We start from the raw sequence: 18,306 nt of genomic DNA on the forward strand, positions 1-18,306 counted from the left end.
CCTCCACCTGGCGGAGCGGGCGGTGGCGGGCGGCGGGGCTCTCCGGGCTAGCGTGAGCGGGTGCCCTACTTCGACGCGGCGTCCGCCGCCCCCCTGCACCCCGTCGCCCGCCAGGCGCTGCTTGCCGCGCTGGACGAGGGCTGGGCCGATCCGGCCCGGCTGTACCGCGAGGGACGCCGCGCCCGGCTGCTCCTGGACGCGGCCCGGGAGGCGGCGGCCGAGGGCGTCGGGTGCCGCCCCGACGAGCTCGTCTTCACCTCCTCGGGCACCCGGGCGGTGCATTCCGGAATTTCCGGCGCGCTCGCCGGGCGTCGGCGTGTCGGACGCCGTCTGGTGGTGTCGGCGGTCGAACACTCGTCGGTCCTCCACGCGGCGGCGGACCACGAGGACCGGGGCGGCACGGTCGCCCGGGTCCCGGTGGAGCGCACCGGCGCGGTGGACGCGGAGACGTTCGGGCGGGCGCTCACCGATGACACCGCGCTGGCCTGCCTCCAGTCCGCCAGCCACGAGGTGGGCACCGAGCAGCCGGTGGCCGAGGCGGCCGCGTTCTGCCGGGCGGCCGGGGTGCCGCTGCTGGTGGACGCGGCGCAGTCGCTGGCCTGGGGCCCGGTGCCGGAGGGCTGGTCGCTGCTCGCGGGCAGCGCGCACAAGTGGGGCGGCCCGGCCGGGGTCGGGCTGCTCGCGGTGCGCAAGGGTGTCCGGTTCGCCTCCCAGGGGCCCGCGGACGAGCGGGAGTCGGGGCGGGCGCCGGGGTTCGAGAACCTGCCGGCGATCGTCGCGGCGGCGGCGTCCCTGCGCGCGGTGCGGGCGGAGGCGGAAGCGGAGGGGGCCCGGCTGCGGGCGCTGGTGGACCGGATCCGGGCCCGGGTGCCCGCGCTGGTGCCCGATGTGGAGGTGGTCGGCGATCCGGTGCGGCGGCTGCCGCATCTGGTGACCTTCTCCTGTCTCTATGTCGACGGGGAGACACTGCTCGGGGAGCTGGATCGGGCCGGTTTCTCCGTTTCATCCGGTTCGTCCTGTACGAGCAGCACGCTGACGCCGAGCCACGTGCTCAAGGCGATGGGCGTCCTGTCGGAGGGGAACGTCCGCGTGTCGCTGCCCCGGGGCACCGCGGAGGAGGACGTCGACCGTTTCCTGGAGGTGCTGCCGGGCCTGGTCGCCGGGGTCCGCGAGAAGCTGGACGCGCCGGTGACCCCGGCCTCCTCCCCCGCCCGGGACGACTCGCTGGTGGTCGACGCGCTGGGCAAGCGGTGCCCGGTCCCGGTGATCGAGCTCGCAAAGGTGATCGGAGAGGTACCGGTGGGCGCCACGGTGACGGTGCTCTCCGACGACGAGGCGGCCCGGCTGGACATCCCGGCCTGGTGCGCGATGCGCGAGCAGGAGTACGTGGGCGAGGAGCCGGCGGACCGGGGCGCGGCCCATGTGGTCCGCCGGCTTTCCTGACGGGCCGCTCAGGCGAGGTGCGCGTGGACCTCGGCGGCGGCCTCGTGGCCGTACGCCTTGGTGAAGCGGTCCATGAAGTGGGTGCGGTGCAGGGTGTACTCCTGGGTGCCCACGGTCTCGATCACGAGGGTGGCGAGCATGCAGCCGACCTGGGCGGCGCGCTCCAGACCGACGCCCCAGGCGAGACCGGAGAGGAAGCCGGCGCGGAAGGCGTCGCCGACGCCGGTCGGGTCGGCCTTGGCGGTCTCCTCGGGGCAGCCGACCTCGATGGGCTCCTCGCCGGCCCGCTCGATGCGCACGCCCTGGGCGCCGAGCGTGGTGACCCGGTGGCCGACCTTGCCGAGGATCTCCTCGTCGGTCCAGCCGGTCTTGGACTCGATGAGCCCCTTCTCGTACTCGTTGGAGAAGAGGTACGTGGCGCCGTCGAGGAGGATGCGGATCTCGTCGCCGTCCATGCGGGCGATCTGCTGCGAGAAGTCGGCGGCGAACGGAATGCCGCGCGTACGGCACTCCTCCGTGTGGCGGAGCATGCCCTCCGGGTCGTCGGCGCCGATGGAGACGAGGTCGAGTCCGCCCACGCGGTCGGCGACGGCCTTGAGCTCGATGAGGCGTGCCTCGCTCATGGCGCCGGTGTAGAAGGAGCCGATCTGGTTGTGGTCGGCGTCCGTCGTGCAGACGAAGCGGGCGGTGTGCAGGACCTCGGAGATCCGCACCCCGCTGGTGTCGACGCCGTGCCGTTCGAGCCAGGCGCGGTACTCGTCGAAGTCGGAGCCGGCCGCTCCGACCAGGATCGGCTTCGTGCCGAGCAGGCCCATGCCGAAGCAGATGTTCGCGGCGACCCCTCCCCGGCGTACGTCCAGGTTGTCGACCAGGAAGGAGAGCGACACCGTGTGCAACTGGTCGGCGACCAGCTGGTCGGCGAAGCGGCCGGGGAAGGTCATGAGGTGGTCGGTGGCGATGGAGCCGGTGACTGCGATACGCACGGGGAGACGTCTCCTGCGGAGGTCGAAGGGGAACGGATGTCCGCGTCCCAGGGGCGACGTGACAGTTCACGCTACCCGCTCCCGCCCGACCCGAAGTGGAAAAACTACCCGATAGTAGGGCTTTCTTCGCGGGCTTCGGGGTGCCTACGGTGCCGTATGCCGAATCACATCGCCCCGCGCGACTCCGAGACCGGTCTGGCCGAGCTGCGCGGAGACTGCGCCCGGATGGCGCCGCACTGGGTGGTCCCCACGAGGATCACCCCTACCCGCGTCGCACCCGCCCTGATCCACGGCGTCACCGTGCCGCCCGCCTCGGCCCGGCTGCTCGACGCGATGGAGGAGAGGCCCTAGGGCCTGTCGTCAAACTGCCGTCTGCCGCGCGACGCCAGTTCGAGGACAGACCCTGGGGAACCAGCGGCCTCGCTGATCCGTCCCAGCCCTGTCCGCCCCACGCGGCGGGCCGTGCGCCGGACGGGCGTACGACGGCGAAGCAGGCGAAGGAGCGATCCGGTGAGCACCGAGCGACCCGACAACGACGTGACCATCACCCGGCGGCGTTCCCCGTTGGTCGCGGCCTCGGTGGCGGCCGCCGTCCTGCTGGCCGGTGGCGGCGGAGCGTACTGGGCCGCGACCGCGGCGGACGGCGGCGACGACACGCGGAGCACGGCGGCCGACGGCGGCTCCGCTCCCGCTCCCCCGCCCCTGGCCCTGGACGACGCCGGAACGCCGACCGCCCCCTCCCGCGAGGGCATCGCCCCCGGCGAGCCCGATCCGCACGGCGGGCGGCTGGTCTACCGCGCGTCCGGCAAGCTGCCGGACGGGCCGGAGAAGGCCGCCGTCCAGCGCGCCGGGGGCACGGTCACGGCCGCCGAGGTCACCCGGCTGGCGAAGGCGCTCGGCCTCTCGGGCACCCCGCAGTCGGAGGCCACCTCCTGGAAGGTCGGCTCCGACGGGGACGGCTCGGGTCCGGTGCTGCGGGTGAACAAGCAGGCGCCGGGGAGCTGGACCTTCACCCGGTACGGCTCCGGCGGGACGGACAACTGCAAGAAGGGGGCCGTCTGCTCGGTGGCCCCGGGCGGCTCCGGGCAGCCCGTGGACGAGAAGACCGCGAAGGCCGCCGCCGCGCCGGTCCTGAAGGCGGCGGGCCAGGGCGGCGCTGCGGTGGACGCCGGTCAGGTCATGGGCTCGGCCCGCGTGGTCAACGCCGATCCGGTGGTGGACGGGCTGCCCACGTACGGCTGGGCGACCGGCATCCAGGTCGGCCCCGACGGCCAGGTGACCGGGGGCGCCGGAAAGCTGAAGGCCCTGGAGAAGGGCGACGCCTATCCGGTGATCGGCGCGGCCGACGCGCTGAAGCGGCTCAACGCGGCGCAGCCGCCTGCCAGGGAGATCGGCGGGTGCGCCTCACCGGCCCCGCTGTCGGACGGCGTCAGCTGCGGGGCGAAGACGGGTGCGGAGCGGCCCGCGACGACGGTGACGGTGGAGAAGGCGGTCTTCGGCCTGGCGGTGCACACGGCGGGCGGCGAGCAGCTGCTCGTGCCGTCCTGGATCTTCTCGGTGAAGCCGGCCGGTGGCGTCGGTGACACGGTCACGCAGGTGGCGGTGGACCCGGAGTACCTGAAGCGGGAGCCGGTGCCGGGCGAGTCCACGGGCGGCGGCGGTACGACGAAGGACCGGGCGGTCCAGTCGTACAGCGCGGACGGGCGCACGCTCGCGGTGACGTTCTGGGGCGGGGTGTGCAGTACGTACACCGCCGCCGCGCGTGAGGACGGGGACACGGTCCGGGTCACCGTGACGGAGAAGAAGGACCCGGGCAAGATCTGCGTGATGATCGCGAAGGAGCTGACCCGTACGGTCACGCTGGAGCGGCCGCTGGACGGCCGGAAGGTCGTGGACGAGGCGTCGGGCTCCGTGGTGCCGCGGGCCTGAGCCCTTTCCGTACGACGACGGCGGCCCCGGGACCGAGGTCCCGGGGCCGCCGTCTTCACGCTGTGGCGCGACTCAGCTGAAGGAGTCGCCGCAGGCGCAGGAACCCGTGGCGTTCGGGTTGTCGATGGTGAAGCCCTGCTTCTCGATGGTGTCGACGAAGTCGACCGAGGCGCCGCCCAGGTACGGGGCGCTCATGCGGTCGGTGACGACCTTCACACCGTCGAAGTCCTTGACGACGTCGCCGTCGAGCGAGCGCTCGTCGAAGAAGAGCTGGTAGCGCAGGCCGGAGCAGCCGCCGGGCTGGACGGCGACGCGAAGCGCCAGGTCGTCACGGCCTTCCTGCTCCAGCAGGGCCTTGACCTTGGCTGCGGCGGCGTCGGACAGGAGGATGCCGTCGCTCACGGTGGTGGTCTCGTCCGATACGGACATCTGCTTCTCTCCCGGGTTGTACGGAGACTGCTTGCCGACGTTGCAACCGTCGGGGCCGCGGATTCATTCCGGGCCGAGCGCTTGCCTGTTCCCTTCATGCTCGCACACCCGTCCTGCGGGCGGATGCGTCACATTGACGCTTTCGGCATCGTCAAAGTGACGTGAAGCGGCTATGATAGATAACGTCAATTAGACGAAAAGGCTTTCTCCCCAGAGAAGTCCGCAGAAGAAAGGGTGCGTGACGTGACCACGGCCCACCCCGTCCAGGATCTCGATGTCCAGCCGACGCCGCTCGCCCTGCTCCTGCTGGGCCGCGACGCCGACCCCAGGAGCGAGCGCGGTGTCGAGTGCCCCGGCGACCTGCCCTCCCCGTCCGACCCGGACCTGGTGGCACGCGCCCGCGCGGCCAAGGAGAAGCTGGGCGACAAGGTCTTCGTCCTGGGTCACCACTACCAGCGCGACGAGGTCATCCAGTTCGCGGACGTGACCGGTGACTCGTTCAAGCTCGCCCGGGACGCCGCGGCCCGCCCGGAGGCGGAGTACATCGTCTTCTGTGGTGTGCACTTCATGGCCGAGTCGGCGGACATCCTGACCACCGACGACCAGAAGGTCGTGCTGCCGGACCTGGCGGCGGGCTGCTCGATGGCCGACATGGCCACCGCCGAGCAGGTCGCGGAGTGCTGGGACGTGCTGACCGAGGCGGGTGTCGCCGAGCAGGTCGTGCCCGTCTCGTACATGAACTCCTCCGCCGACATCAAGGCGTTCACCGGCCGCCACGGCGGCACGATCTGCACCTCGTCCAACGCCGAGCGCGCCCTGGAGTGGGCCTTCGAGCAGGGCGAGAAGGTGCTCTTCCTGCCCGACCAGCACCTGGGCCGGAACACCGCCGTGCGGGACATGGGCATGTCCCTGGAGGACTGCGTCCTCTACAACCCGCACAAGCCGAACGGCGGCCTGACCGCCGAGGAGCTGCGGAACGCGAAGATGATCCTGTGGCGCGGCCACTGCTCGGTGCACGGCCGCTTCTCGGTCGACTCGGTCAACGACGTGCGCGAGCGCATCCCCGGCGTCAACGTGCTGGTGCACCCCGAGTGCAAGCACGAGGTCGTGGCCGCCGCGGACTACGTCGGCTCGACGGAGTACATCATCAAGGCCCTGGAGGCGGCCCCGGCCGGCTCGAAGTGGGCGATCGGCACCGAGCTGAATCTCGTCCGCCGCCTGGCGAACCGTTTCGCCCCCGAGGGCAAGGAGATCGTCTTCCTCGACAAGACGGTCTGCTTCTGCTCCACGATGAACCGCATCGACCTGCCGCACCTGGTCTGGACCCTGGAGTCCCTGGCCGAGGGCAAGGAGGTCAACCGGATCGTGGTGGACCCGGAGACGGAGAAGTACGCGAAGCTGGCGCTGGAGCGGATGCTGGCGCTGCCGTAGGCATCCTCGTACGGAAGGTCCGGACGCGGCCGATTTTGTCCGGACCGGCCCGGAACCCTGTCCCCCGTATCTACGCTGCTGTCCTCATTCGGCGGCGTGGATACGGGGGACGGTCATATGGGGCAGCGCAGCAGGGCCGAGGACCTGGTGGTCGTCGTACCGGGAATCCTCGGCAGCACGCTCGCGGACGCGGACGGGCACGAGGTCTGGGCGGCCTCCGGGAAGGCCCTGACGCGGGGCATCCGCACCTTCGGCAACTCGGTCAAGGACCTGACGCTCCCGGCCGGCCTGGGCGACGAGCACCCCGGCGACGGCGTACGGCCCGCGGGGCTCATGTCCGATGTGCACGCCCTGCCGGGTGTGTGGAAGCCCGTGGACGGGTACAGCGGCCTGCTGAACTGGCTGGAAGCCAACTTCACCCTCCGGCGCCGCCTGCCGGGCGAGGCGGCGGACGTCCCGGCCAACCTGGTCGGCTTCGCCTACGACTGGCGGCTCTCCTGCCGCTACAACGCGGAGCGGCTGGCCGAGCGGGTGGACGAGGAGCTGGGCCGCTGGCGCGCCTCCCGGCCGGACCGGCGGGACGCGAAGGTGGTCTTCCTCTGCCACTCGATGGGCGGCCTGGTGACCCGGAGCTACGTCGAGCAGTGCGGCGGCGCGGAGGTCACGCGCCGCGTGGTCACGCTGGGAACGCCGTACCGGGGGTCGCTGGACGCGCTGCTGTACCTGGTCAACGGCATGCGGTACGGGATCGGCCCGGTCGGCCTCGACCTCACGGCGTTCGCCCGGAGCCTGCCGTCGTTGCACCAGCTCACGCCGGATTACGCGTGCCTGGCGGCCGCCGGGGGCTCGGGGCTGCGGTACGCACGTGAGGTCACGGGGCTGCCCGGGGTGGACGGGGAGCTGCTGCGCCTCGCGGGCCGGTTCCATGCGGATCTGCGGGAGTCCGGCGCGGGGGCGCGGTACGGGGTGGAGTACGTCCCGGTCGGCGGGGTGCGGCAGCCGACGCCGACGACCGCCGAGATGGAGGGCGAGACGCTGAGCGCGCTGCTCACCATCGAAGGGGTGGACGAGGGGGGCGATGGGCGGGTGCCCGATCTCTCCAGCCGCGCGGTGGGGGCGGGGCGGCATGCGTACACCCCGTGGGAGAAGCACGGCTCCCTCCAGAACAACAGGGCCGTCCGCCAGGCCCTCTACAACTGGCTCACCCCCGAACCGCCGGTGCACCGGGGCTCGGAGGACGAGGACGTGCCGCTCTCGGTGGACGCGCCGGAGATCCTGGTGGAGGGCGAGGTCTACGAGATCCGGGCCACGGTGCCCCCGGACGTGCCGGGGCACGATCGGGTCGCCGTCTTCGCGGGGGTGGAGGACGGTCCGATGCGGACGATGACGAACCGGGGTGGCGGGGTGTACACCGCGCGTGTCAACGGGCTTCCGGTGGGCGGGCACCGGGTGCGAATCGGGACGCGTGTTTCGGCCAATGTGGTGATGACCGCGTTGGTGCTGGTTCTGGAGCGGGGCTGACGATGACCGGTGCGGCGGGGACGGCGCTGTGTGTGGTGTGCGAGGAGTACGCGGACGGGGGGAGGTTTCCACGGCTCGTGGGGGCGGCGGCCCAGATGGACGAGATCGTGCGGCTGCTGGAGGGCCTGGGGTACGAGGCGCGGAAGGTGGGGGGCGGGAATCCTTCGTCGGACGCGTTCCGCAAGGAGAGCGAGGAGTGGTCCGAGGGGTGGGTGGCCACGGGTGACGCCAAACCGGCGCTGGTCATCTGGTCGGGGCACGGGGTGCGGGTCGACGGCCGGACGCGGCTCGTGCTGTCGGACCTGAAGCCTGCCGCAGACCCCGGGCAGTGGAAAGCGCGGGCGACGCGGCACGGCGTGACGACCGACCAGTTGGTCAGCGACGCGGTCGCTTCCGGCGCCGAACACGTACTGGTGATCATCGACACCTGTTACGCGGGCGGCGGCGCGGCCCCGGCGCTGGATACGGCTCTCGCGCGCTGGGCGGAGGAATCAGCACCCCCCGGGCACGCCAAGTGGCTGGGATTCCTGGCGAGTTGTCAGAGCCACGAGACCTCGGACGGCAGCGGCCCGCTGCTGGCCGCTCTGGCCGAGGTGCTGAAGGCCGGCCCGGCGGGCAACCAGTACCGTTCGGCGTGGAGCGACCACAACGCCCTTGTCAGCGGCCCGGACCTGATGAGCGCCATCGCCACACGGTGGGACGGCCAGGGCCAGACACCGGTTCCCGCGTCCCTCGGCGACGGGCGGCCCGCCTTCCCCAACCCACTCCACTCCCCCGAGGCCCCGCCCCGGCTCGTAGAACACCTGGTGCAGGCGGCACGCGGGGTCGGCCACCGGGAAGAGGGCTGGTTCTTCACCGGCCGTACGAGGGTGCTGGGCCGGATCGTGGAGTGGCTGGACGAGGACGCGCCCGGCCTGTTCCTGGTGACCGGGCCCGCCGGTTGCGGGAAGTCCGCCGTGCTCGGCCGTATCGCCACGCTCGCGGACCCGGAGCAGCGGGAGCGGGCCGTTGCGAGCGGCGCACTGCGCGGCGGTGACCCGGACCCGGGCATCCGTGCGGAACGCACCCTCGCGGCGGTGCACCTGCGCGACCTGACTCCGTTGCAGGCGGCGGAACGGCTGGCCCATGCCCTGAGGTTGCCCCGGCCGCGCAGTACAGACGATTTCCGGGCGGAGGTGCGGGAGTTGGCGCCTCAGCCGGTCCTGGTCATGGACGGCCTGGACGAGGTACCGGCCGAGCACACGCAGAGCATGATCGAGGAGTTGGTGTTCCCGCTGAGCCGGTCGGTGCCCGTGCTGCTGGGTTCGCGGGAGCGGGTCTTCCGCAGTCAGCAGGAGGGCCGCGAGACCCTGCCTGAGACTCTGGCCCGTCTCATCGGGGCAGACGTGACGACCGTCGACCTCGAAGACGAACCACACACGCAGAAAGACATCGGCGAGTACGTGCGGCGCCGGTGCGACGCAGCCGGGATGGTGGAAGGCCCGGTCCGGGAGGTCGGAGCGGCGATCTCGGAGCGAGCCACGGACATCGGCGGCGGCTTCCTCTTCGCCCGCCTGGTCACCAGCACGGCCCTGGCCCGGGTCGCGTCAGGGGAGGACGGGCCCCTGCTGACGAATCTGCCCGACTCCATCGACGCCGCGTTCGAGAACGAGCTGCGCGCGGTGCCCGCGCGGGTGCGGGACGACGGCACGGTGCTCCCCTCGGCGGCCTGGCACCTGCTGACCGCGCTGGCCTGGACGGTGGGCCAGGGGATGCCTGCGGGCGGTGTGTGGGAGGCGGTGGCCGGGGCGCTGGGCGGCGGCGTCGAGTACGACGAGACCGACGTGGACTGGGCGCTGTCCGCCTTCGGCCGCTACATCGTGGAGGACGCGGAGGAGGGGCAGGCGGTGTACCGCCTGTACCACCGGGAGTTCGTTGCGCACCTCAGGCGGCGGGAGGGGCCGGGTGGGGCGGCGGCGGGCGAGGTGGTGCTGCGGACGCTGGTGGAGTTGGTGAAGCGGCAGGGGCGGGTGGGTGACTGGTCGGAGGTGGACCCGTATGTGACGCGAGGGCTGGTGCGGCATGCGGTGGGGTGTGGCGCGGCGGGGATTGAAGTGCTGCGGGGGGTGGCGGCCTGGGATGAGGAGAGTGGAATGCCTCACCTGGCCGAAGGGCTGCACGGATTGTGCTTCGTTCTGTCGAACGCAGGAATACGGGACGAGGCCTTGACGTACGCGCGCGCGACAGTCGGACTCTACGAGGAGCTCAGCGCGAGCGATCCGAACACCTACCGTCCTGACCTGGCCGACTCCCTCAACAGCCTCGCCATCTGTCTCGTAGAAACCGGAGACCGGCAGGGCGCACTCACCGCCGCCCACGAGGCCGTACGCATCCGACGCACCCTCGCCGAACAACACCCCGCCACCCACACCGCCGACCTCGCCGTGTGCCTCGGCAACCTCGCCAGCCGCCTCGCCGACGCAGGAGACCGTCAAGGCGCGCTGGCACCGGCGCTCGAAGCCGCCGCCCTCTTGCGCGGCCTGGCCGAACAACACCCCACCATCCACTCCGCCAACCTCGCCAAGGCCCTCAGCAACGTCGCCACCCACCTCGCCGACACCGGCGAACACCCGAGCGCACTGGACGCCGCACACGAAGCCGTACACATCCGACGCACCCTCGCCGAACAACACCCCGCCACCCACACCCCCAGCCTCGCCGGCGCCCTCAACAACCTCGCCAACCACCTCACGGCCGCAGGAGACCATCAAGGCGCGCTGGCACCTGCGCGCGAAGCCACCAACCTCTTCGGCGCCCTCGCCGAACAACACCCCACCACCAACGCCCCCAACCTCGCCACCTCCCTCGACACCCTCGCCATCTGTCTCGCAGAGACCGGAGACCGGCAGGACGCACTCACCGCCGCCCACGAGGCCGTACGCATCCGGCGCACCCTCGCCGAACAACACCCCGCCACCCACGCCCCCAACCTCGCCAAGGCCCTCAACAACCTCGCCAACCACCTCATCGCCGCTGGCGACCCCCGAGGCGCACTCGCCGCCGCTCGCGAAGCCACCGGCTTCTTCCGCACCCTCGCCGAACAGGACGCAGCAGCCTTCACCCCCGATCTGGCCACCTCCCTCAACAACCTCGCCATCCGCCTCACCAGCGCCGGAGACCACCAAGGCGCACTCGCCGCCGCCCACGAAGCCACCGGCCTCTTCCACACTCTGGCTGAGCTGGCCGCCGCAGTCTTCACCCCCGACTTCGCCAGCTCCCTCAACACCCTTGCCAGCTGCCTCGCCAACGCCGGTGACCGGCAGGACGCACTCGCCCCCGCCCACGAAGCCGTACGTATCCGACGCATGCTCGCCGAACAACACCCCGCCACCCACACCCCCGACCTCGCCAGCGCCCTCCACAACCTCGCCATTCGCCTCTCGGAGACCGGGGACCATCAACGGGCACTCGCCCCCGCCGACGAGGCCGTACGCCTCCGGCGCACCCTCGCCGCACAACACCCCACCATCCACACTGCCGACCTCGCAGGCTCCCTCGGCAACCTCGCCAGCCACCTCGCCAACACCAGAGACCACCAGGGGGCACTCGCCGCCGCTCGCGAAGCCACCGATCTCTTCCGCACCCTCGCCGAACAGGACGCCGCAGCCTTCACTCCCGGCTTCGCCACCTCCCTCAGCAACCTCGCTGTCCGACTCTCCATCACCGGAGACCACCAAGGCGCACTCGCCCTTGCCCGTGAAGCCGTAGCCATCCGGCGCACCCTCGCCGCACAACACCCCGCCACCTACACGCCCAACCTCGCCGCGTCCCTCAACACCCTCGCCATCTGCCTCACGGAAACCGGAGACCAGCACCAGGCGCTCACCACTGCCCACGAAGCCACGAACCTCTTCCGTGCCCTGGCCAAACAGCACCCCGGCGCCTACCTCCCGAACCTCGCCACGTCACTGAGCAACCTCGCCAACCACTTCGCCAATGCCGGAGATCCCTCAGCCGCAGCCCAGATGTACGAGCGAGTCATCGCCGACCTCGGCGCCGAACACCCGGCAGCAGGCCGGACTCTCGCTCTCGGACAGGCTGAATTCCTGATGCGGAGACAGGAGTGTTCAACCGCAGCGGGCCTCCATCGTCTCGCTCGACTGGCGGACATCAAAGCCTCCGACGCCTCGGACGAAGTGACGTTCCAAGCGCGGAACTCCCTCCGCTCGTACGCGCGGGAGCACGTCGAACACCACGAGGAAGTAGCAGCGGTCTGGCAGGAGGAGTTCTCCGCAGCGCCCCCTGCCTGGCTGGCCCTCACCCCTCAGGCGCTGGCTTCGGCCGCCGCATGGGTGTACGCGTCCACCTGGGCCGACTCGTACGCGCAGTGGGCTCAACACGCGGAGCTTCTGAGCAGCCCGGAAGGCGCTTTGGCCCTCACCGAGTACGCACTCCTCAGCCCCGATTCCGCAGCCGACCACGAGGCGCTCCGCCAGGAGATCCTTGCCCAAGGCGCGTACGCCGCCTATCGCCCCCGCCTACTCGGCGAGCAATTCGCCGACTGGGCAGAAGCCGACACCTGGGAGGAGTCCGAGCAGTATCTCCAAGCCCACCCCGACCTCCTCCACCTCACCCCGCCCCACTCCACACCCGCCGCCCTCCTTCACGCAGCCCGCACCCACGGCATCCCCACGGCCTACTCCCTCGTGCGCGACCGCACCGCCCTCCAGCAGTACGTCGACACCGCCCTCACCACCGGCGACGCCGAAGCCCTCCGCCACGCGGCCTCCATCGAGGACGAGGTGTACGACGACCGGCTCTCCGCCCGTACCCACCACCAAGCCGCCCTGCTCCTCGCGGGCACCCCTGAGGACGCCGACCCCGAAAGCCTCGCCCTCCTCGTCGCCGACGCCTCGCCCGACGTACGCAACCGCCTGATCTCCGAGACCGCCGCCCTCAGCGCGGCCCACGCACCGCAGCACGCCGCGCACTGGGCGCGGATCATTCAGGTACTGGCGTCGCCGGGGTGAGCGCCGGAGCGATCCGGTATCCCCGGCTCTCCGCGATCCGCAGGGCGTCCTGCAACGACTCCGCCAGCCGGACCCCGGTGAACCTCAACTCGCGCGTGCCCACGCCCGTTTCGGCCAGCAGCGCCCGCGCTTCACGCAACACGTACTGGGCCGAGTCGAGCAGGTCCGTCTCCACCTCGTCGGCCAGCCGCGACAGCCGGCCGCCGGGGTCGTCGCTGCTCAGGTAGCACGGGGTGCCGCTCTCGCCGACCCAGGGGAGCAGCCGCATCGCGTTCCCTTGCGCGTCGAACATCATGTCGCCTCCGCCTCCGCCTCCCTGAAGTAGCACGCAGCACAACGGCCTGTCCCGCACCTGGGTGTGGGACAGGCCGTTTCCTTATCACCCGAGGGCCGGAAAGAGCCGAGTTTGTCCGGAGCGGCCCTCCGGCGTCCCATCCGTGCATACGCTGCTGTCCATTTCAGCGGCGTATGCACGGGAAGGCGGGGCGCCCAGTGGCGGATGAGGCGGATGTGGTGGGCGGCGAGGCCGTGGGAACCGCGTTGTGCGTGGTGTGCGAGACGTACGCCGACGAGCGGACCTTCCCGCGGCTGACCGGCGCGACGGCCCAGATGGAGGGGATCGTCAACCGCCTTGAGGCGCTGGGGATCGCGGCCCGTTTGGCAGGCGGCGGCAACCCGGCCTGGGCGGACTTCGACCAGGACCTCACCGCCTGGAGCGCGTCCGGCGCCGGAAAGCCCGCGATCATCGTCTGGTCCGGGCACGGCGTGCTCGTGGACGACGAACTGCGGCTGGCACTCTGCGACTTGGACCTCGATGTCGATCAAGTGGCCCGGGACACGCGTGCCCTGCGGCACGGGGTCTCGCCCGAGACGCTGGTCAACGAGGCGGTGGCATCCGGCGCCGACCAGATCCTGGTGCTCATCGACGCCTGCCACGCCGGGGACGCCGTGGGCCGGGGCCTGGAGAAGGCGCTCCGGCGCTGGGAGACCACCTCCGCGCCGCCCGGCCGGGTCCAGTGGTTCGGGATCATGACGAGCTGTCGGCGCGGTGAGACCTCGGACGGCGCAGGGCCGCTGCTCGACGCGCTGGCCGAGGTGCTGAGGGAGGGCCCGGCCACCAGCGAGTACCGCTCGGCATGGAGCGCACACAACGCGATGGTCAGCGGCCCGGACGTGCTCGCCGCGCTCGGCGAGCGGTGGCGCGGCGAGGGGCAGACGCCGGTCCCGGCCGCCCTGGGCACCGGGCGGCCGGTCTTCCCGAATCCGCGCCATGTGCGCGGGGCGCCCGCTCGACTGGTGGAGCACCTGGTGCTCGCGGCCCGGGGCGTCGGGTTCCGCGAGGAGGGCTCGTTCTTCACGGGCCGGAAGCGGGTCCTGGGCCGGATCACGGACTGGCTGAAGGCGGACGAGGCCGGGCTCTTCCTGGTGACCGGCCCGGCGGGCTGCGGCAAGTCGGCGGTGCTGGGCCGGATCGCGACGCTCACCGACCCGGAGTGGCGCGCGGAGACCGAGGCGCAGGGCGGCCTGCGCGAGGACGACCCCGGCCCCGGCCCCGGCCCCGGGCACCCGCTCGCGGCAGTGCATCTGCGGGGCCTCGGCCCGCTTCAGGCCGCTGCGGAGCTGGCCCTGCGGCTCGGGCTGCCGGAGCCGCGCAACCCGGACGACTTCCGGGGTGAGCTGCGCGAGCTGGAGCGGCGTCCGGTGCTGGTCCTGGACGGCCTGGACGAGGTGCCCCTCGAGCATCTGCAAGCCATGATCGAGGAGCTGGTCTTCCCGCTCAGCCGGGCGGTCCCGGTCCTGCTGGGCTCGCGCGAGCGGGCGTTCCGCGCCCGGCTGGCGGACGATGGGCACCCGGATGAGACCCTGCCGGACGCGCTGGCCCGGCTGATCGGGGCGGCCGTCACCACCGCGGACCTGGAGGAGGAGCCGGACACCCAGGAGGACATCGCCTCCTACGTGGCCCGCCGGTGCGAGGCGAGCGGCTTCCCGGCGGACCGGGCGCGGGAGGCGGGCGAGGCGGTCGCCGCGCGTGCCACGGCGGTGGGCGGCGGGTTCCTGTTCGCCCGGCTGGTGACGGGCTCGCTGCTGGCGGAGGGGCGGGACGCCAGGGACGACGCCTGGCAGACCCGTCTGCCGGAGTCCATCGGGGCCGCGTTCGAGGACGATCTGCGGGCGGGCCCGGTCCGGGTCCTGGCGGACGGCACCGAACTCCCGTCCGCCGCACGCGATCTGCTGACCGCCCTGGCCTGGACGGCCGGACGCGGCATGCCCGCCGGGGGCGTCTGGGAAGAGGTCGCCGGGGCGCTGGGCGGCCGGGCCACGCCGTACGACGAGAGCGACGTGGACTGGGTGCTGTCCGCGTACGGGCGTTACATCGTGGAGGACGCGGAGAACGGGCAGGCGGTGTACCGGCTGTACCACCGGGAGTTCGTCTCGCATCTCGCGTCCCGGCCGGTGCCGGGCGGGGCCGAGGCCGCCGAGGTGGTGCTCGCGGCTCTCGTCGCGCATGTGGAGCGGAAGGTGCCGGACGAGGGCTGGGAGGCGGTGGACCCGTACGTGGTGCGGGCGCTCGCGTGGCACGCGGTGCGGGCGGGCGAACCGGGGATCGAGGCGCTGCGGGAGTTCGTCAAGCGGATCGGGGCCAGCGGGTCCCTGCTCCTGGCGCAGGCGTTGCACGGCTTCTCGGAACGTCTGGGGGCGGTGGGGGACCTGAACGGGGCGCTGGACGTGGCGCGGGAGGCGGTGCAGCTGTTGCGGGACCTGGAGGAGCCCACGTACGGCTACCGTTCGTCGGCGCTGGTCCAGGCGCTCATCAACCTCGCCAACCGGTGCGCCGATGCCGGGGACCCGGACGGGGCGCTGGACCCGGCGCGGGAGGCGGTCGCGCTTCAGCGGAACATCACGGCGGCGGGGGGCGACGTGTCCGGCGGGGACCTCGCCGTGGCCCTCGCCACGCTCGGCCAGAGGCTCCACGAGACCGGCGACCGGGAAGGCGCGCTGACGCTCACGCGGGACTCCACCGACGCCTTCCGGGCGCTGTCCGAGAAGGAACCGGCGGCCTTCCGCCCCAGGCTCGCCGCCTCGCTGAACAACCTGTCGGTGAGTCTGCTGGCCGTCGGGGAGCGCCGGGAGGCCGTCCCGGCCGTGCGGGAAGCGGTAGAGATCCACACCGAGCTGGCGGCGGCGCGCCCGGACGAGTTCCTGGGCGCGCTCGCCTCCTCCCTGAGCAACCTGGCCCACGCGCTCAAGTCCGTCGGACGTCCCGAGGACGCCCTGCCGCACGCGGCGGCGGCGGTCCGGGTCAACCGGGAGGCGGCCGAGCGCCGCCCCGCCGCGCTGCGAGCGGCCCTGGCGGGATCCCTGGCCAACCTGTCCGTACACCGGCAGGACGTGGGCGACCTCGCAGGGGCGCTGGAACCCGCGAGGGAGGCCGTGGTGATCTGCCGCGAGCTCGTCGCGGACCACCCGGCCGCCTTCCGGCAGGATCTGGCCACAGCCCTCCACAACCTGGCTGACCGGCTCTCCGCCACCGGGGACCACGAGGACGCGCTCGCCACCGCACGCGAGGCCGCGCGCACCTATGCCGCGCTCTCCCAGGAGCGCCCGGAGGTCTTCCGGGCGGATCTCGCCCGGGCCCTGACATCCATGGCCAACAAGACCGCCGCCATCGGGGACCGCACCACGGCGGTACTGTTCGCGCGCCAGGCTCTCCAGCTCCAGCGTGAAGTGGTCAGGAGCACGCCCAAGGCCGGGCTTCCCGGGCTGGCCGCGATGCTCAGCAACCTCGCGATGCATCTGACCGCCGACGGTGAGCCCGCGGAGGCCCTGACGCACTCCGAGGAGGCCGCCGGACTTTACGGGCGCCTCGCCGTCGAGGACCGGGACGCGTTCCTCCCGGACTACGCGCTGACCCTCAACAACGTCGGCAACCACCGCGCGTCCCTGGGCGATCTGTCGGGAGCGCTCGCGGCGGCCCGGAAGGCGGTCGGCCTCCGCCGGGAACTCGCCGTGCTGCGGCCCGCCGTCTTCCGCCCGGAGCTGGCCACGGCACTCGCCAACCTCGCCTCCCATCTGAACCGGGCCGGGGAGCCGGAGGAGGGGCTGCCGACCGCCTCGGAGGCCGTCGCGCTCCTGCGTGAACTCGTCCCCGACGCACCCGTCCTGCGCTCCTCCCTCGCGGGAGCCCTCGGCACCCTGGCCCAGAATCTCGCCGACACCGGCAGCCCGGCGGAGGCTCTGCCGGTGGCCCGGGAAGAGGTGGACCTCTGGCGCCTGCTCGCGGAGGAGCGCAGCGGCGCCCACTTCCCCGACCTGGCGCGCGCCCTGCGGAACCTCGGCAAGCTGCGCGGGATGAACGACGACCACGAGGGCTCCGTGGACACGGCACGGGAGGCGGTCGCCGCGTACCGCGCCCTGGCCCTCGAAAACCCGCGTCCCTTCGCGGACGATCTGGCACACGCCGTCGGGAACCTGGCCCGCGCACTGGCCCGTACCGGCGACCACGCCTCGGCGGCCGAGGCATACGCGACCACCGCGACCGAGTTCGCGGAGGTCCATCCCGTGACCGCCCGGCGCCTCGGCGTCGAGCGGAGCATCTTCCTGCTGGGCTGCCCCGACCCGCTGCCCTCGGAGGGCGTACACGCGCTCGTGTCGTTCCTCGGGCGGGACGCCGGTCTCGAACCGGAGGACGGTCCGGACCTGGTGACCGTACGGGCACGACGGGCCCTGCGTGCCCACGGCGACCAGGGGGAAGTGCGTGAGGCGTGGGAGGCGGAGACCCACGGCCCCGCGCCCGACTGGCTCTCGGTTTCCGCCGCGACGCTGGAAGCGGTGGGCACCTGGATGTTCGCGCCCGACTGGACCGCGTCGCGCGATCTGTGGTCCCGCTACGCCGACACGCTCGGCGGCGAGGAGGCCGCGACGGCGCTGGAAGAGCTGGCGCTCCTGGACCCGGCCACCGCGCGGCAGCACGCCGCGCTCCGCGCGTTCGTGCTCGACCACGGCGTGACCTCCGCCTACGATCCGCTGATCCTCTCGGGGCAGCTGGCCGAGTGGGTGGGCTGCGAGTCCTGGGCCGAGTCGCGGGCCTACCTGGAGGAGCATCCGCGCCTGCTCCAGGCCCGGCCGTCCCCGGAAACGCCGCTCTCGCACGTCGCCGTCCTGGATGTCTCCCGTACGGAGGGGATGGACGCCGCCTACCGGCTGGTCGAGGACCGGGACGCGCTGCAGGCTTACGTGGAGCGGTCGTTGGAGGCAGGTGACGGCGCGTCCCTGATGCACGCGGCCGCCATCGAGGGGCAGGTCTTCGAGGACCGGCTGTCCTCCTTCACCCACGCCCAGGTGGGCATGGTCCTCTCGGGGGCCGTCCAGGGCATCGAGCCGGAGGAGCTGGCCGAGCTGATCCCGCGTGCGCCGGAGGAGATCCGTGCCCGGCTGGTACGGGAGATCGCGGGCCTCAGCGTCCGGTACGCCGAGCCGTACGGGGAGCTGTGGCTCCGCATGATCAAGGCGCTCAGCGGGGCCGCCTGACGGCCACCCGCACACGCGAAGGGGCCCGGTCC

The 18,306-nt window shown here is 72.5% G+C and carries 10 protein-coding genes; 7 read left to right on the forward strand and 3 right to left on the reverse strand.

Features of this window, described 5'->3' with window-relative positions:
- Positions 1-60 precede the first annotated feature (60 nt).
- The gene (locus ACZ6C6_RS01865) at positions 61-1,443 is read left to right on the forward strand and encodes an aminotransferase class V-fold PLP-dependent enzyme (protein ID WP_469198054.1); all 1,383 of its coding nucleotides are present in this window, start codon (positions 61-63) and stop codon (positions 1,441-1,443) included.
- Positions 1,444-1,451: 8 nt separating this feature from the next.
- On the opposite strand, the gene ACZ6C6_RS01870 is transcribed toward ACZ6C6_RS01865, so the two are convergent.
- Positions 1,452-2,426, reverse strand: coding sequence for a carbohydrate kinase family protein (locus ACZ6C6_RS01870; RefSeq protein WP_469198056.1), 975 nt, complete (start codon positions 2,424-2,426; stop codon positions 1,452-1,454).
- Between the two features lie 156 nt (positions 2,427-2,582).
- Here ACZ6C6_RS01870 and ACZ6C6_RS01875 point away from each other — a divergent pair, with 156 nt between their 5' ends.
- Together ACZ6C6_RS01875 and ACZ6C6_RS01880 are read left to right on the forward strand one after the other, a co-directional pair.
- Entirely contained in the window at positions 2,583-2,777 is a 195-nt protein-coding gene (locus ACZ6C6_RS01875) for a hypothetical protein (RefSeq protein WP_469198058.1), read from the forward strand.
- A gap of 159 nt (positions 2,778-2,936) precedes the next feature.
- Positions 2,937-4,355, forward strand: coding sequence for a hypothetical protein (locus tag ACZ6C6_RS01880; protein ID WP_469198060.1), 1,419 nt, complete (start codon positions 2,937-2,939; stop codon positions 4,353-4,355).
- Positions 4,356-4,427: 72 nt separating this feature from the next.
- Here ACZ6C6_RS01880 and ACZ6C6_RS01885 read toward each other — a convergent pair whose 3' ends face one another.
- Positions 4,428-4,784 carry an iron-sulfur cluster assembly accessory protein gene (locus tag ACZ6C6_RS01885; RefSeq protein WP_018103583.1) on the reverse strand — a complete coding sequence of 119 codons (357 nt, stop codon included), beginning with the start codon at positions 4,782-4,784 and terminating at the stop codon, positions 4,428-4,430.
- Between the two features lie 234 nt (positions 4,785-5,018).
- Between ACZ6C6_RS01885 and nadA the strand changes: the two genes are divergently transcribed.
- The 3 genes from nadA to ACZ6C6_RS01900 all read left to right on the forward strand — a co-directional run bounded on the left by nadA (position 5,019) and on the right by ACZ6C6_RS01900 (position 12,745).
- Complete coding sequence (nadA, locus tag ACZ6C6_RS01890) at positions 5,019-6,215, forward strand: quinolinate synthase NadA (protein ID WP_469198063.1); 1,197 nt, start codon at positions 5,019-5,021, stop codon at positions 6,213-6,215.
- A 117-nt stretch (positions 6,216-6,332) separates the two neighbouring features.
- Positions 6,333-7,736: an esterase/lipase family protein gene (locus ACZ6C6_RS01895; protein ID WP_469198064.1), complete on the forward strand. Its 1,404-nt coding sequence runs from the start codon at positions 6,333-6,335 to the stop codon at positions 7,734-7,736.
- Between the two features lie 2 nt (positions 7,737-7,738).
- On the forward strand, positions 7,739-12,745 hold the full coding sequence (locus tag ACZ6C6_RS01900) for a tetratricopeptide repeat protein (protein WP_469198066.1): 5,007 nt from the start codon (positions 7,739-7,741) through the stop codon (positions 12,743-12,745).
- Here the strand turns inward: ACZ6C6_RS01900 and ACZ6C6_RS01905 are convergent.
- Entirely contained in the window at positions 12,717-13,040 is a 324-nt protein-coding gene (locus ACZ6C6_RS01905) for a hypothetical protein (protein ID WP_469198068.1), read from the reverse strand. The two genes, ACZ6C6_RS01900 and ACZ6C6_RS01905, sit on opposite strands and share 29 nt — an antisense overlap.
- A 197-nt stretch (positions 13,041-13,237) precedes the next feature.
- Between ACZ6C6_RS01905 and ACZ6C6_RS01910 the strand changes: the two genes are divergently transcribed.
- Positions 13,238-18,274, forward strand: a complete 5,037-nt coding sequence (locus tag ACZ6C6_RS01910; protein WP_469198070.1) for a tetratricopeptide repeat protein — start codon at positions 13,238-13,240, stop codon at positions 18,272-18,274.
- Positions 18,275-18,306 lie beyond the last annotated feature (32 nt).

The sequence above is a fragment of the Streptomyces sp. NPDC041814 genome (assembly GCF_055590565.1).